We start from the raw sequence: 15,976 nt of genomic DNA, 5'->3' as shown, positions 1-15,976 counted from the left end.
CAGTGGTCAGTGGTCAGTGGTCAGTAAGAATACCCTGCTGTAAATAAGGTTTGAGCATCAGCAAAATTTTTCTTCACCTGCACATTTGCACATCCCCGCATTTGCACATCTGCATATCCCCGCATCTACACATCATTAACTCATTCACCACTCACTAATTCACTCATTAATTTACCCATGCCCATACGCAATCACATCTACAACATCACCCAAACATTAACGAGCACACCGGGCTTTGTTTACGGCACCGCCAATGAGCTCAATCAACTGGCCGACGATGAAGCCTACCCTTGCATTTTTATGTACCCGTTACAGTCGATCGAACTGTCGCCGGCCATTAATGGATCGGTTAGCAACACGTTTACGGTATATCTCGAATTTTTGTTTAAAACCAGCTTTGACCAGTACACGGCCGATAATGAAACTTATGTGAGCCAAGCCCTGCATTTAGCTAATGAATTTTTAGTAAAAACAGCGCGTTATACCGATGGCCCCGCCCGCCATTTTAAAGTAATGGCCGGCAGTAAGGCCAAATGCCTGCCTGTTTACAACAAATACGATGTAAACACCACCGGGGTAAGCTTAAACCTCACCCTGCAAACGCTGGGTTTTGAAAATTATAACTAAATTTTTTACACACCCTACCCTTTGTAACCTATGGCTAAATATGCCGAAATTACCTACGCACGCACTCGTATAGTAAAGCCAAGTGTCGATAATTCTTCGCCAGTTAGTTTGGACGATAATCCAGCCAATCAATTCCTTGGCAATGAAGTTCAAAATAACTACCAGCGGTTTGCCGATGTTTACATTGAGGTGCGCGACGAAAACGGCACCAAAGTGCCAGGTAATTATGCCACTGTAAACTACCAGGAATATTATGATGGCGTACCCGGACCGATAGGCACAGCCACTTTAATAGGTTTAAAAACCAAGCTTTTCAGCGATGCACTATTGTATGAGGCGGGGCAAGATTTTGTGTACACGTTCGATGTAATTATTGTAGGTAATGTGATAGAAAACAACGGTGCCTACGTACCCCCGGGAGTTTGTGATGCTACTATTAATAGCATCGTTATTGATAAAAAAGAAAGTAATACAGGTAGTAACAACGGGCAAATTACCATTAATGCCAGCACCAGCGCAGGGCCTTTGGAGTACAGGCTTAACACCGGCGATTACCAACCCGGGGCTACATTTAATAATTTAGCGGGTGGTGGGTACACGGCTACTGTAAGAGATGCCCGCGGTTGCATAGTGGCCCAAAACTTTAGCCTGCCTTCGGTTGCAAATTTATTACTATCCGATCCAACCGTCAACCTTGGCAACGGTAATATTAGTCGCTGGAGTGCTGCCTTTAACCCGGTTGTGTTCACCTATCAACGGCGCGATTTTGGTATTTCCCTCATTTATGCCGATGCCTCACACAACGCAACTTTTATAGTTAACGGTGCCTTAGGTGCAGGCGCAGTTATTTTAGCCGCCGATGACTGGGTTTATATTAATGCCGGCGCTTACAACGGGGTTTACAAAGTGCTAAGTGTTAATTTGGGCAGCAGCACAATTACCATCAACATGTCGTACATGGCCAGCACGGTTACAGGAGGTTATATCAACATTAATAAATTGCGCCCCTACTACCAGGTACGTACGCAAATTACTTATCAGGATAAAATTACCGGGCAGGTGGAAACTATTAAAGCCACACACAGGCCAAACAGCAGCGGCTTGGTTAAGGCCGATGTTTCCAGCTTTTTACAAAGCTTGCTAAGAGCAAAAGACGATAGCGATAACACCCAGGTAAATTACCGCGATGATAACCTGAGTGCCAGCTACACCGTTAGCTACGCTGAGGTTTGGCAAAATGTAGCCACCGGAACCGATACCGAACCAGCTTATATAAATATACCTCAACCCTATTACGCTTTGTACGCCGCCCGCCAACTGGGCGATGCGCATGGCGGCAACATGGCAGCTTTCGTCCCCTTTAAAAGCGTTGATGGTGCCAGCAAACGTGCCCGTTGGATAACCGACTTTGCCGAACCTGCTTACAGCGCAGGCTATCCATTCGATATTGGTTTTATTTACAGCGAAGACTTGGCCGGGCAAAACGTGTACTGCGAAATTACCCCGTTGGATATTAACCGCCAGCCCCTGCCCGATAGTGTGGAGAACACTTACCTGCTCAACGAGGACAGCTCATTCCTGCTTAACCAGGACAATAGCAAACTGGTCATCTTTAGGCAGCCGGTAACCAATGAGCCTATTACCCAAAGCATCGCGCAGCACATAGGCCTGAACCGTTTGCGTATCAACACCGCCTTTAACAATCGCGTACATTATTTTAATATCGAACTAAAATATGCCGATGCCGGGAACACCATACACACTGTTACCCAAACACAAACCATTAGGGTGGATACTGCGGGCAACCTCCAATCGGTTTATTTGCGCTGGATAGGCCTTACAGGCTCCTGGAACTATTATCGCTTTGTACATAACCAGGAAGTAACGTTAGACGTACAGAACGCCGTGATCGTTAAAAACCACATTATTGATTGGGCCAACCAGGATGCCATGGAAGACGTGATCAGCAAAAGTGCTGGTGTTAAAATGAAAGTAATGGCCGAAGATCTGTCGGTAGCCGATATTAAGGGGCTTCAATCCATTAAATACTCGCCCAAGGTACAAATGCTGGTGAGCAATAATCCCATAAAATGGCAAACCGTAGTGCTCAACACCGCCACCTTTGCCGAGTACGAAACCCGTAACGGCCAGGCCCCCTTCAGCATCACCTTTAACCTGCCGGGCTTGAATATACAAACACAATAATGCGGATGTGCGGATGTGCGGATGTGCGGATGTGCGGATGTGCGGATGTGCGGATGTGCGGATGTGCGGATGTGCGGATGTGCGGATGTGCGGATGTGCGGATGTGCGGATGTGCGGATAAGGGCAAGTCGCTTACTCTTTTAATGTTTTAACTATTTAATTTAATGTTTATTTAAAAATCATTTGCACATCTGCATACCAGCACATTTGCACATCAATAAACTCATGCTTCAACTCTTCCTCAACGATACCCTGGTCGATTTAACCGACGACAGCCCCATTGCGCTTACCTTTCAAATTAATAACCTGGCCGAGGTGAAGAACCAGCAGGGCAATACCAGCAACCAGTTTAAGCTGCCGCTTACGCAACGTAACCGCCAAATATTAGGTTACCCCGATGACGTGGCCTTTACTACCAACCTGCCTTACACCCGCTATGCGGCCAAAGTAGTGCAGGATGGTATGGAGATCATCCCCTATGGCATTGGCGAACTCGGTAGTGTGGACGATAGCACCGCCAGCATAACCGTACTCTCGGGCAATGTGGATTACTTTGACGCTATTGATGGCAGCATTTACGATATGGGAGATAGCAATACCACATGGGGAAAAGCAAAAGCCTGGCTGCCTTACGATCATACCTGGAGCCTGGATAATGTGGTGTATTCTCAATACAACACCACTGGCTGGATATGGCCGGTTATTGATTACGGCAACCTGGCGTATGATCCGGCACAACCCGTTCAAATCAACATTAAAAACCTGCGACCGGGTTTCTTTTTAAAAACCGCTATTGAGTTAATTACCCAGGCATCGGGCTTTAAGGCAACCGGCTCGTTATTGCAGGATGAATTGTTTAACAAACTCATTGTTCAGTTTGCCAACGATGATTTTGAGCACGGCACCGATCAGCAAACCCTGCGCGATTATAACTCCATTAGCGTGAGCAACAGCAACCAGTTTGCAGCCGGCCGAAACCTGGGTTATGCCGGTAAGTTTCCGCTAAATAAGGTTAACCCCTATCCTATCCATAGCAATGCATATCCTTACAATCCGTTCGTACCGTCGCGTTATGCTTATAAAGCTTTGCAGCGTTGCAGTGTATCGGTAAGCTTTACTTTCGACCTTTTTATCAACAGCCGCGAAAAACCCAGCAAGGGCGGTGGTATTGAAATCAGGCTTAAATCCATCGACCCCCGAACCGGGGGCCATAGCGTGGTTACTACCATTACCTCGGCCCTCACCGATGCCGCCGTTGACGGTCAACAGCAATATACCGAAGAACGCCGGAACCAGAAGCTATCGTGCGAGATGGAACTATTGCAGGGCCAGGAACTGTTTATCGAATACAATGTAAATAACAGCAGCAACACCACTGTGTACATTTACGCCGGTGCCACCCTATCGGTAGTGAGTAAAACCAAAAATATGCTGCTGGGGCAAATGGTACAGTGCGAACGCATCTTCCCCGATATTAGCCAGAAAGATCTGCTGAAAGATACCCTGCAACGCTTCGGCATTGTTTGCCAAACCAATACCGAAAGCAAGGTGGTAAACTTTGCCTCCTTCCGTGATATTGTAAACAACATACCCCGCACTAAAGACTGGACCGCCCAATGCCTTAACCAGGGCAAAAGTATCTCCTTTAAGTTAGGCAGTTATGCCCAGGTCAACTTTTTAAAGCATAAGGAAGATGAGGCCATTTTGCCCAAAACCTTTGGCCTAGCGCAAATTAATGTAGACGATAAAACCCTGCCCGCCACCGCCGATTTGTTTGAGAGTCAGTTTGCTCCCACCTTTAACCGACCATTTTTAAACGGCAGCATAGCCATTATTAAAAAAATAGACACCACCGATGGTGCCGATAACGAGTTCAGCATTAGCACGCAGCCCCGCCTGCTGGTAGACCAGAAGCTTAAACTACCCGACGGCAAAACCGTAACCTTTGTGGATGACGACGGCAAACGCACGGTGGTAAACGATACCCTATCGGTACCGTACTTTTACAAACCCGACGGCGAACACAACCTGTGCTGGGCCGATATGCCAGGAACAGGCACCGAAAACCTGAAAGGCTTAAAAAACCTTTACTATCCCGAGTTAGAGCGAATCCTTAAGCAAACCAAAAAAGTAGTGCGCTGGTTTATGCTCACCCCGCGCGATATATTGGAGCTTGACCTGCTCATCCCCGTTTACCTGCAACAGGATGGCGCTTACTACTACATTAACAAAATAGACAGCTGGCGCAAAGGGCAGCCTACCAAGGTAGAACTGGTGAAGCTGGGATAGAAAGGTGCGGGGTGTTCGGAGCGGGGTGTGGAGTAAACTACTAAATTAATGACCTTAACTTTTTTTGAGGATTATTTTTCCACAGTATAGGAAGTTTGGAAAATGGATTTTATATTTACCAATATTATTAGCAATCACATGAATGACCTTATAACCTAAATAATGAATACAAACGAAACTAAAAAAAGTAGTTCTAAACGTGTAGTATGGCTTACAGCGTCTATCGTAATTATTGTTCTTGTTATTTTGGGCTTGAATAACAAACTCTATTTAAGACTTAGCTACAGCAACTTAAAAAATAACCACTTTGAAACTAATGGTAACATGTACGCGAGCCCTTATGCAATGCAAGTTGGTGAAGTTGGCGGTATTCCATTGCTAAGATTAGTAAAAAACAGCGATGGCAAAGGTTCTCCCTACATGGTATTTGTAAAGGATAAAATCACGTTAGAACCTGCCCTAAAAACAAAAAACACTTTTATCGGGCGCTATATTCGTCATGAAATACAGGACATTAAGTTTAAAGATCAATCTGGAATGGACAACTTTTATGCTATACAGGTAGAACCCGATGTATTGGAAAAAAGCATGGATCAGGAAAGTGAAGCAAAAAGCAACTATGTTTATGTTAACAATGATTATTACGTAATCAGGGCTTTCGTGTCTGATAAAAAATAGCAATTAACCATTGTCTTAACATTTTAATTACCTCATATACGTATAATTAAACTTGATCACATTTATAATTATATAGTACGGCAAGTGTACAGCAACCATTATTTTTCATGAATAATCAAACAATTAAAAAATCCAACTACAAGGGCTTACTAGTAGGTGCAACAATACTTGTTGTAATAATTGCTGTTAGCTTTGTGAAAAAAAATATTTACAACTTCAATATACTAATTTCAATGAAAACCGCTTTAAGGTTAATGATGATATGTACGCCAATAAATCATTTCTAAAACTATCCTCAAACGTGCAGATACGTTTGTTAAGATTAGCACAAAGCAAGCATGGCGATGGTTCGCCTGAAATGATTTTAACCGGTGGCTATATCAATGCAAAATCCTCCTCTCCATCAAATATAATACATATTGGAAAATATGGAGGCCATGAAATCCATCAGGTTAAATACATAGATGCAACTCGTTTGGATAATTTTTATATTATAAAAGTTGATACAGGTTTAGTAAAAAAATATATAGAATATGAAAAGGAAAATAGTAGCAATTACACCTATGTGAATGAAAATTATTATGTTGAACCTCTTTGGGTTGCTAACACAGGAAAATAAGCATTTGCCATACCTGGGCCTTTGGCTGATAACAAAATTTCGTTCGTCCTTCTATAATATGCTTGCTGGCACTGGCTTTACTCCCGCTGTTTACCATTTATCATTTGTTAATAACTTATCTTGGAGTTCTCAATAGCACCAATTATATTTACCAATATTATTAGCAACATAACAGACTGATAAATTCATAAAATGGATACAACAAAACAAAACTAAACTTATCGGTTGGATTACAGCTTCATTTATAATCATTGCGCTTGTAATTTTGGGCATAAGTAATAAGCTATATTTAAGGCTTAGTTACAGCAATTTAAAGCACAATCACTTTAACATTAATGATAGTATGTTTGTAAGTAGTTCTGCTATAAAAAATGGGGAGTTTACAGGAATACCATTATATAGATTAGCAAAAAATAACGATAAAACTTTCCCTTACATTGTTTTTGCTGGTATCCATATTGAAACAGACTCCTTGTTGAGAACAAATAGAAGATATATAGGTAAATACTTGGGTCATGAAATTTGCCATATCGAATATAAAAATGTATCAGGCTTAGATAATTTATATATAATTCAAATTGACTCGGAAGTAGTAAAGAGAGACAACAATTTCAAGAATGATGTTAGTAATGGTTTTTTATATGTAAACCACAACTATTACATCGCACCTTATGATGTAAGTAATAAGGTCAATTAAACTTAACCTTAAAGTCAAGTAAACCTATTAATTTTTATATGCCAATTGGCATAAATAACATAAAAATGGCAGACAACACGCAACAACAGTTAAATAGCACTACAGATGCTATAAAAGAATTACAGAAAGCTTTAGCGGCGGTTAATGGCGAAATACCCCAATTTACAAATAGTTTAGGTGAGGGTATTGCTGCCGTTGCAGGTAAGCTGCCAGATTTAGTGGACTCGATGATAGGCCTAAATGCTCAGAACAAAGAGCTGGCAGCTAAGGGAGGCAAACCCAAAAGTGTACTTTCTCAGTTGGCAGGTTCTATGTTGTCGTGGAATACGGCAATATCATTGGGCGCTACCTTACTAATTACTTAATTTTTATTAATACATCTGTTGTAAATTACAATATCAGCCATTATATTTACCAATATTATTAGCAATATAAATAAAACATTACATGACCATTGACACTATAACCAACCAGAAAACTCCTAAATATAAACGCTATAAAGCTTGGATAATTAGTGCATTCATAATTACCGTAATTAGTGCCATATTTATTTCTAATCGAGAATATTTAGACATGTATTACATTAACTTCCGATACAATGATTATGAACCTGGAGACAAAATCTATGCAAAGAATTTCTATTTGAACGACGTAAATGAAGAGGGTGAAGGATATAATTTGGATCTTTATCAACTTGTACGACCAATTAACGAAAGCGATGTAGATGCAATGGATTTAGATTTATATAAAAAATCGGTGATCAAAGCTAACTTAAATTCTTCCCACAAACCTTATATAATGGAGCGTGGGTGGCAAATTAGCGGCGATAGCCTATGTAAACATAATAGTGCAGTAATTGGAACTTATGTAAGATATGAAATTGTCAATATACGGCTCGATGACGAATTCCACCCAGTCTTGCATTATGTTATTAATCCTAACAGAAATGCCCTCATCAAAGATGGTATTATTAGCCATAAATATAAAATGCCTGATGACTACCTAGATTCAGACAGTACGTTCTATGTAAGTTTATTAGATTTAGGTACAAACGAAATTAAAACCTTCAGAAAGGTAAAGGAATAGGGTGCTTAATGCACTTTTTTTAGAAATATTATGCCTTTTGGCATTGAATTCATATTATTATGGACAATAATCAACAAGACTTAAATGAATTGAACTCTGGCTTTAACAGTCTGCGAGACTCAGTTAAAGGACTAAGTAAAGAGTTTCCCGAATTTGCGGATAGCATGCAGGCCGGACTTATTGCCATCTCTAAAGAACTACCGGGCGTAGTGGAGAGCATGGGAAAATTCAACAAAGCCAACAAGGAACTGGTAGCCAATGGCGAAAAACCAAAGAGCATATTGTCCCAATTAGCCGGTTCAATGTTGTCGTGGAATACGGCGATTTCGGTTGCTCTAACTACTAACATTTAATTCAATATAACTAACTTGTAATTTATAATAGCAATCATTATATTTACCAATATTATTAGCAATATAACACATGAAAAAAAATAAAATACTCTTTCCAATCATTTCTATAATTGTACTATCAGTTTTAGGATATTATTTCAGATGGCACGTCAATGCTTTCTATTACAACTTAACACACAATCATTTCAAAATGGGTGATAAGATGTATGCATCTGATGAGTTGTTTAAAGACAAAAATTCTACAGCAGTATTTTTATACCGTATAGTACGTCCACTTACTGAAAAAGACATCGACAAATTATCTATAGATGACTATGAGAAAATACTCAAAAAGAAAACTCTAAATCCTACTGCAAAACCTTATGTAATTAATGTAAATAAATATTTCGCGGAAAGCGACTTAATAGGAGTTAAATCTGCTTACATAGGTTTATATCAAGGTAGGGAGGTATTGGATATCAAGATAGGAGATCAAATAGTATTTTCGAATTTTTATAAGATTGAACCGTATAAAAAGGTTTTCAGCGATACGAATTATGATGGCGAATTGCCTAAAAATTATACCTGGACTAATAATCAATTATATATTCTTGCATTAGATATATCTGACGAAGATGTACTTAAATCAAAAAAATAGATCGAAAGATTTATTTTCAAATAAACCTATGCCATTTATCATAAATAACATAAACTGCCATGCCTGATCAAAAAATAAATGTTGATATAAACATCAACTCAGATGCTCTTAGTCAATTGCCCAAATACAAAGCGGGCTTTGATAGCCTGCGAGATGCAGTAAATAATTTGAATAAGGAAATTGTAGCGTCTACAGATAAATTAAGCAAACTTAATGTGCAAAATTTAGAAGCGGAAAATTGGGGCACCAAACTCAAAAATAGTGTTTACAATTTGGCTGACACTTACAATACACTTAAGACCGCTATTAAAGAAGTTTCTGGTTCGTTTAGTGGCTGGGCAGGCATTGCCGCAGCTGCATTTACACTAATAACCACATATGGTCCGCAAGTTCTTGACTTTTTAAACAAAATGTTTCAATCAGATAAAACGAGGGAGGCTGCTCAAGCATTAAGAGAATATAAAAATGTAATGAAGGGCTATGTTGAAAATGTAGCTGATAATTTATCTAAAGCGCAAATGTTGGTAAACAAGGCTGGTAATACTGACCTTCACCACAAAACACGCGTTGATGCGTTAAAAGAATTAATAGGCCTATCCCCTAAACTTCTTGAAGGCTTAACATTACAAAATATGAAGACCAAAGAAGGTCAAAAGATTATTGATGCTTATACCAAATCCTTAAAACAAAAAGCTTTAGAAGAGTCGGTACATGCTGAAAGAGCTAAATATGTTAAATTAAGAGAGGAATTAAAACCAGAATTTTATGACGCAAAAAGCGATCGCAATGATTATTTAACTGGAAAGAAGAAAAACGTGATAGAATCGCGTCAAGGCCATACCATTAATGGAGTATACCAAGCAGGATACGATATTAATTTATTGAGAGATGCTACACAAAGATTTGACAAAGCTAAAAAGAAAGATAAGGAGTACCTAAGTCAAATTGCAAGGTTTGACTACATTATAGCAAAAGGTTCTGTACAAAACTATGCAGAACCTATAGTAAATAAAAAAGTAAAAAAGACTGTTACTGCTAACAGTAATGAAACTAAACTTTCTTTCTCCAATAACCTACAAGAACCACCTAAAGGCCCAAGCGAAGAAGATGTACAAAAGGAATCTGCCGAACGCAAAGCATTGCTGGTATTAGAAGGATATGCCCGTGAGGTCAAAGAAACTAACCAACATTTCGACAAAATCATAGAGCTTCACAAAGCTAATGGCAAAACTGTTGAACAGCTGGAAAAAGAACGGGCAACAACGCTTAATAACATCAATCAAAAGTTTTACCAGGAAAGTCTAACAGAACTTACCGGATACGAAAATGAACTGAAGCAAACCAGCCTAAACGCAAGAGAACAGGCTTTACAACAATTAAACGCCGACTACGAAAAAAAGTCGACTAATGTTCAGCAAGTCATTACCAAAAATAGGAATATAATCCAAAATTATAAAGTTGAAATTGAAAGACTTTCTGCAGGTACTATAACCCAGGAAACCCAAGTTCTGATAGATGATTTGACTAAAAAACAAGCCGATGCACAAAACTTAATTAATCGAGCAGAAACAGTCAATAAACAACTTGATGCTAAACATATAAAAGACACAGGCAAGTTATCGCAAGGGTTTGCCAATGAAGATAAAAAGGCAGAACTTGAGGACAGTATTGCCCAAGATGGAAAAACCGGTAACTGGCAAAAAGAGTTTACGGACAAACAAGCCTTACTCAAACTGGAATACGATCAGGCTATAAGTGCTGAAGGCTTAAAAGAGAGTGAACTATTAAGAATTAAAAGGAAGTATAAAGATGATACGGAGCAACTTAATAAGGCAAAGCAGGATGCGGAGGTAGCTAATCAAAAAAAGTATTTACAAAGTATAAGTAGTGTAGCTACTGCCGTAACCGGCATATTTGGCAAAAACACAATCGCAGCCCGTTTAGCATTTAAAGCCCAGCAGGCCGCCGCGGCCGCACAAGTCATTATTGAAACTAAAAAGTCCATAATGAATATTTGGTCGGCCAATACAGGTATCCCATTTGTGGGCGTACCTAAAGCCATAGCCGAAACCGCTTTAGTGGCCGCTGTAGGGGCATCAAACCTGGCATCCATCATTAAACAAAAGCCCGGCTTCTCACAAGGCGGTCAGTACGTGTCCGACGGCCGTGGTGCCCTCCTATCCGGTTACAGCCGTACCGATAATACCAACGCTTACCTGCGTTCGGGCGAGGCGGTGGTGGTGTCGGAAGCGATGCGCAACCCCTGGGCACGTAACCTGGTGAGTGCTATTAACGTGGCCCACGGCGGCCGCGATTTTTCGATGCCTAATCCAGGCCGTGGTTATGCCATAGGCGGTATCTTTACCGATGGCGGCAATGCCAACCGCTACTACAGTCAGCCCGTGAATGACCAAAAAGACATGGCCAATACCCTGGCTTACCAGCTCATTAACAACTTCCCCCCCATTTACGTGGATGTGAAAGACGTAAACAACCAGCAAAACATCCTGGCCCAAACGGTGGATAGGGTGAATCTTTAAGCTCAAGAGGCAAGAGATAAGAAACAAGAGACAAGAGTTTTTAGTGGCAGGGGTGAGTGGCAGTTGCAGTAAGTCTCCCGGCACCACTCCACCCGCAATGCTCGCAACTTAAACCCCGCAACCTTCTTTCCCCGCTCCTCGCAACCCAAGCCCCACAACCTTCTTTCCCCCATCCTCGCACCACAACACCTACCCTCAAATGAATATCAACTTAGCCAATACCCTGTTCGATAACGGCACTTTTATGGAAATGTACAAGGCCGGCTTTATAACCGATAAGGTTTTCCTTTATCGGGAGATTTACCTGTGGATAAAGGCACAGATGCAAACCCGTAATTTAAATAAGTACCAGGCCGTGTTAGAGGCCGAAATAAAATTTTATAAGGATAAACGTACCATTTGGCGTGCCCTTAACAGTTTCAACGCTTGTGACAAAACAGTGTCACGAACTAAGTAAATAATTATTCGCACCTTTGAACTATGCCAACCAGCATACAACACCACTCCTTCACTAATTAGCTTATGTGACAAAACAGTGTCACGAAAACAACCAAAAAGTTTCCCGATATTTGAATTGTCAATCAGAGAAACGCATCTGAAATCAAAGCTTGTCTTGAACCGGAATTTACTGAATTAAAGAATTAACAGAATTTCTTTCTTCGCCCTCTCAAAAAACCCTTCTTGGATCTGAATTTACTGAATTAAAGAATTAACAGAATTTCTTTCTGCGCCCTCTCAAAAAACCCTTCTTGGATCTGAATTTATAGGATTAAAGAATCAACAGAAATCCTTTCTAATATTGAATCTTCCCAAATTATGGCAATTCAATAAATTCCTAAAATTCCGGTTCAAGACAGCCTTTCACATCTGCACATCCTCCAATAACCTAACAACCAACAACTAACCCCCATGCCCTACAAAATTTACCTTTACGATACCGATCAGGATGGTATTGGCTCCGGCAGCTTGTCGTCGGCTTATTTGCAGCAACAGTTGCAGCTGGCCGCCGGTGCCGATGTGGAACTGCACATCAGCTCGGCAGGAGGTTCGGCCTTCGATGCCATTGCCATATACGATCTGTTAAAGAAATACCCCGCACAGGTAACCACCTACATTGATGCCCTGGCCGCATCGGCAGCATCAATTGTAGCCATGGGCGGGCACAAAATTATCATGAGCAAATACGCCCTGCTCATGATACACAAACCTATGGCGGGCAGCGGCGGCAATGCCGATGAGTTGTTGAAAGACGTACAGATGCTCAACACCGTACAAACCCGCCTGGCGCAAATTTATACCGATAAAACCGGGTTAGACGAAGTAACCATTAACAGCCTCATTAACGCCGTAACCTGGATGACGGCCGATCAGGCGCTGGCCCTGGGCTTTATTGATAGTATTGAAGATTACCAAACCACCATTACCAACAGCGCCATTCTGCAAAAATGCACCAGCACGGCACCGGCCGTTTACCAGCGCTGCATCAACAAAATTTTAGTTAACACCAATAAATCACCCCAAAAACAAATGAACATGCACAATGCCGACCTGATTGACAAAACCACCTCGGTTTTAAACAAGCTGATGAACTTTTTTAAGAAAGTGATGAACAAACAAACCATGACCGACAAAGGTCCGCTGCACCACACTGCGGATTTGGAACCCGGCACTGAAGTGTACAACAGCGAAGACCTGGACGAACCCGCCGTTGACGACGTGTACACCACCGCCGATGGCCAACAGCTAACCACCAAAGGCGGCAAAGTAGAAAAGCTGGAACCTGCCGAAGAAGCTGCCGGTGGCGAGAATGAAGAGGTAGCCGGGAAACCCAAAGGCAAAGTTAAACCGCACGATGTACAAAACCAGGTAGCTGCCCTTAAAGCCAAACTCCATGCCCAAAACGCCCTGCTTACCGAAGCCCGCAACACCTTACAAAGCGCCCAAACCCGCCTGCAGCAAACGCACACCCAGGTGAAGAACGAGATCAAGTCCACTTTTACCCCCGAAGGATCGAAACGCAGCAACAAGGCCACAACAGAAACGCAGCCCTTTTTTGCACCGCAATCAACCATAGCCCAAAACGCGGTTAAGCAAGCGGTTGGCGACAGTAAATGAGTTGCCGGTGATGTGTTACGAGTTGCCAGAGAAACCTCGGTAAGTCGCGAACCAACCAAATAAAACCTTCCACTAAATTTAATTCAAAACAACCCGCCGCTCGCAACCCCGCAACACGGCGCTAACCAAACACATGGCTCAATTCACCTTCACTAACAACACCTATGCCGGCGAAGCGCTGGCAGGTTTTATGGCCAGCACCCTGCTTGAGGCCGATTCCGTAAAACGCGGACTATTAACAGTAATTAACGATGTAAAATCGAAAAGGGTAATACTTGATGTTGATGACGACATTAAGCTGCAAAACCCATCGGGTATGTTTAACGACCAAGCTACCACTGCCTTACAAGCCGAAACTTACCTTGACCCTGTAACTTACGAGTTTATGAAACAGGAGCAATGGGATAAACTGGTACAAAGCTGGGAATCGCAACGCTTGGCCCCCGGTGCCTTCGGCGATTACGAAGGTGTGGTAGACCTATCGGACTTTATGGTGCAGCGTTACCTTACCAAAATACAGATTGCCAACGAGCGTTTATACTGGTTAGGTAAAGATGCCACTAAAGAAGCTACATTTTCGGCAGCCTTTAAAGGTTTATTACCTTCCATTGCTGCCAGTACCGACACTTACAAAGTTGGATTAGGAAAAACGTCTACATCCATGTCGGTATCGGCTATCAGCATTGCAGGTGTAGTAACGGTAGCCAGCACTACAGCACTTGTAGATGGCGATGTAGTAACCATTACAGCAGCAACCGGCACCAGTAAAGATACCACCAATGGCGCAGCCGGTATTGATCTGCCAGGCCAGTCTTACTTTATTAAAGTACTTAGCGCTACCACATTTCAGCTCATTCGTAATTACAATGAAATGAATACTCGTAAAGCGGCCACTTTCACAGGCACCTCAACTGCGGCAAGCATCAGCTTCATTAATGCTAAAAACGTTTTGGAAGTGCTGAGCAATGTGTACTCGCAACTGGACCCGGCCGACCGCAGCCAGGAAGATTTTAACCTGCAAATCCCGCTACACGTAGGTTATGCTTACGCCCAGGCACAGGCCAACAACGCCACCAATGTACTTAATGCCTTTACCGATAAAAAGAAGATGGACTACCTCGGTCTTCCACTGCAACTCATGAACCACTGGCAAGCCAACACTATATTAGGTGCACGTTCGAGCAACTTGTTCCTGGGTGTGGATCTTCTGGGCGACCAAAGCGAGCTATCTACCGTGTACATGAAACCTTACACTAACGATAACGTGGTACGCATGAAAGCTCGTATGAAAGCCGCCGTTAACTTCAAATTTGCCAACGAACTGTTTTACCTGTCGGCAATTTAAGTAGCAAGTATTTAGTATCAGGTATCAAGATTTTTCCTGCCTTATCACTTCAACCTTCCTTATACAATTTCTCAAGTAAGCCGCTTTCTGCATTTGTCACTTTGCCTCAACTTTCTTGTCTTGCTACTTGATACTAACTACTTGATACTATTCCTAAATAACTTAATAACCACCAACCCAACAACCAAAACATGCCAACATCCATTTATAACAAAATTAACGCAGGCTTTAGCCTTGCCACTTCGCAGCCCGTTACCTCGGGTATTGAAGATGTAATCTACATCTTCAACGAAGACGATATCAAGATCACTTATAACACCACCAACCCGCTTATTATTGATGACCTGGAAAAAATAGGTAGCGGTAAAGTATTCAAATTTGAAGGAACCAACAACAGCTTCAACGCCATGAGCAAACTGGCCAAAACGCAGGTTGGTCCGCGTTATACCGAAGAAATAGACTTTAACATTGCCGGTCTTTCGGTTGATATTAAAGGCCAGCTGCGCGCCATGGGTTACGGCCGGGTGAAAGCCATCGTTATTAACAATTACAAAGAAAGTGATTCCTCGGTAGAGCTATTTGGCGCCGTAAACAGCCTGATCCTCACCGAAGCCGAGCGTAATGCTGCAGACGAAGGTTTAGAAGGCGGCTACAAGCTTAAACTTACCAATCCCGATAAGTTGCGCGAACCCTATCCTCCACGTGCCGTATCCATTTCCGAATCGGGTTCGGCCTCTTATGCTACCACCATTGCGGCATTGGAAGCGTTAACGGCAGCTTAAAAA

At 41.9% G+C, this 15,976-nt stretch carries 16 protein-coding genes; 15 read left to right on the top strand and 1 reads right to left on the bottom strand.

The features are described from left to right. The first annotated feature begins 177 nt into the window (after positions 1 to 177). The gene (locus tag ACFQ3S_RS02835; protein ID WP_377161029.1) at positions 178 to 627 is read left to right on the top strand and encodes a hypothetical protein; all 450 of its coding nucleotides are present in this window, start codon (positions 178 to 180) and stop codon (positions 625 to 627) included. A 30-nt stretch (positions 628 to 657) separates the two neighbouring features. Further along, on the top strand, positions 658 to 2,832 hold the full coding sequence (locus ACFQ3S_RS02830) for a hypothetical protein (protein WP_377161027.1): 2,175 nt from the start codon (positions 658 to 660) through the stop codon (positions 2,830 to 2,832). Here the strand turns inward: ACFQ3S_RS02830 and ACFQ3S_RS02825 are convergent. Beyond that, entirely contained in the window at positions 2,798 to 2,959 is a 162-nt protein-coding gene (locus tag ACFQ3S_RS02825) for a hypothetical protein (protein ID WP_377161025.1), read from the bottom strand. The genes ACFQ3S_RS02830 and ACFQ3S_RS02825 overlap by 35 nt on opposite strands. 98 nt (positions 2,960 to 3,057) lie before the next feature. Between ACFQ3S_RS02825 and ACFQ3S_RS02820 the strand changes: the two genes are divergently transcribed. The 13 genes from ACFQ3S_RS02820 (at position 3,058) to ACFQ3S_RS02760 (ending at position 15,973) form a co-directional block, all read left to right on the top strand. Further along, the gene (locus tag ACFQ3S_RS02820) at positions 3,058 to 5,121 is read left to right on the top strand and encodes a hypothetical protein (protein WP_377161024.1); all 2,064 of its coding nucleotides are present in this window, start codon (positions 3,058 to 3,060) and stop codon (positions 5,119 to 5,121) included. Positions 5,122 to 5,283: 162 nt separating this feature from the next. Beyond that, positions 5,284 to 5,799, top strand: coding sequence for a hypothetical protein (locus tag ACFQ3S_RS02815; RefSeq protein WP_377161022.1), 516 nt, complete (start codon positions 5,284 to 5,286; stop codon positions 5,797 to 5,799). Positions 5,800 to 6,112: 313 nt separating this feature from the next. After that, complete coding sequence (locus ACFQ3S_RS02810) at positions 6,113 to 6,418, top strand: hypothetical protein (protein ID WP_377161021.1); 306 nt, start codon at positions 6,113 to 6,115, stop codon at positions 6,416 to 6,418. A gap of 343 nt (positions 6,419 to 6,761) precedes the next feature. Continuing rightward, positions 6,762 to 7,115 carry a hypothetical protein gene (locus ACFQ3S_RS02805; RefSeq protein ID WP_377161019.1) on the top strand — a complete coding sequence of 118 codons (354 nt, stop codon included), beginning with the start codon at positions 6,762 to 6,764 and terminating at the stop codon, positions 7,113 to 7,115. 65 nt (positions 7,116 to 7,180) lie between these two features. Then, positions 7,181 to 7,480 (top strand): hypothetical protein, encoded by a 300-nt coding sequence (locus ACFQ3S_RS02800; protein ID WP_377161017.1) that lies wholly within the window; start codon positions 7,181 to 7,183, stop codon positions 7,478 to 7,480. 82 nt (positions 7,481 to 7,562) lie between these two features. Further along, positions 7,563 to 8,201, top strand: coding sequence for a hypothetical protein (locus ACFQ3S_RS02795; RefSeq protein ID WP_377161015.1), 639 nt, complete (start codon positions 7,563 to 7,565; stop codon positions 8,199 to 8,201). Positions 8,202 to 8,290: 89 nt separating this feature from the next. Then, on the top strand, positions 8,291 to 8,554 hold the full coding sequence (locus tag ACFQ3S_RS02790; protein WP_377161014.1) for a hypothetical protein: 264 nt from the start codon (positions 8,291 to 8,293) through the stop codon (positions 8,552 to 8,554). 70 nt (positions 8,555 to 8,624) lie between these two features. Then, complete coding sequence (locus tag ACFQ3S_RS02785) at positions 8,625 to 9,191, top strand: hypothetical protein (RefSeq protein WP_377161012.1); 567 nt, start codon at positions 8,625 to 8,627, stop codon at positions 9,189 to 9,191. Positions 9,192 to 9,250: 59 nt separating this feature from the next. Beyond that, entirely contained in the window at positions 9,251 to 11,731 is a 2,481-nt protein-coding gene (locus ACFQ3S_RS02780) for a hypothetical protein (protein WP_377161010.1), read from the top strand. Between the two features lie 199 nt (positions 11,732 to 11,930). Next, entirely contained in the window at positions 11,931 to 12,188 is a 258-nt protein-coding gene (locus ACFQ3S_RS02775) for a hypothetical protein (RefSeq protein WP_377161008.1), read from the top strand. A 452-nt stretch (positions 12,189 to 12,640) separates the two neighbouring features. Then, entirely contained in the window at positions 12,641 to 13,846 is a 1,206-nt protein-coding gene (locus tag ACFQ3S_RS02770; protein WP_377161006.1) for a head maturation protease, ClpP-related, read from the top strand. A 133-nt stretch (positions 13,847 to 13,979) separates the two neighbouring features. Further along, positions 13,980 to 15,191, top strand: a complete 1,212-nt coding sequence (locus tag ACFQ3S_RS02765; RefSeq protein ID WP_377161004.1) for a hypothetical protein — start codon at positions 13,980 to 13,982, stop codon at positions 15,189 to 15,191. A 191-nt stretch (positions 15,192 to 15,382) separates the two neighbouring features. Beyond that, positions 15,383 to 15,973: a hypothetical protein gene (locus tag ACFQ3S_RS02760; protein ID WP_377161002.1), complete on the top strand. Its 591-nt coding sequence runs from the start codon at positions 15,383 to 15,385 to the stop codon at positions 15,971 to 15,973. Positions 15,974 to 15,976 lie beyond the last annotated feature (3 nt).

It is taken from the genome of Mucilaginibacter terrae (assembly GCF_042679325.1).
Classification (GTDB): Bacteria; Bacteroidota; Bacteroidia; order Sphingobacteriales; family Sphingobacteriaceae; genus Mucilaginibacter; species Mucilaginibacter terrae.
The sequence above is the reverse complement of the archived record's forward strand: the minus strand, read 5'-3'. Positions and strand labels throughout refer to the sequence as shown.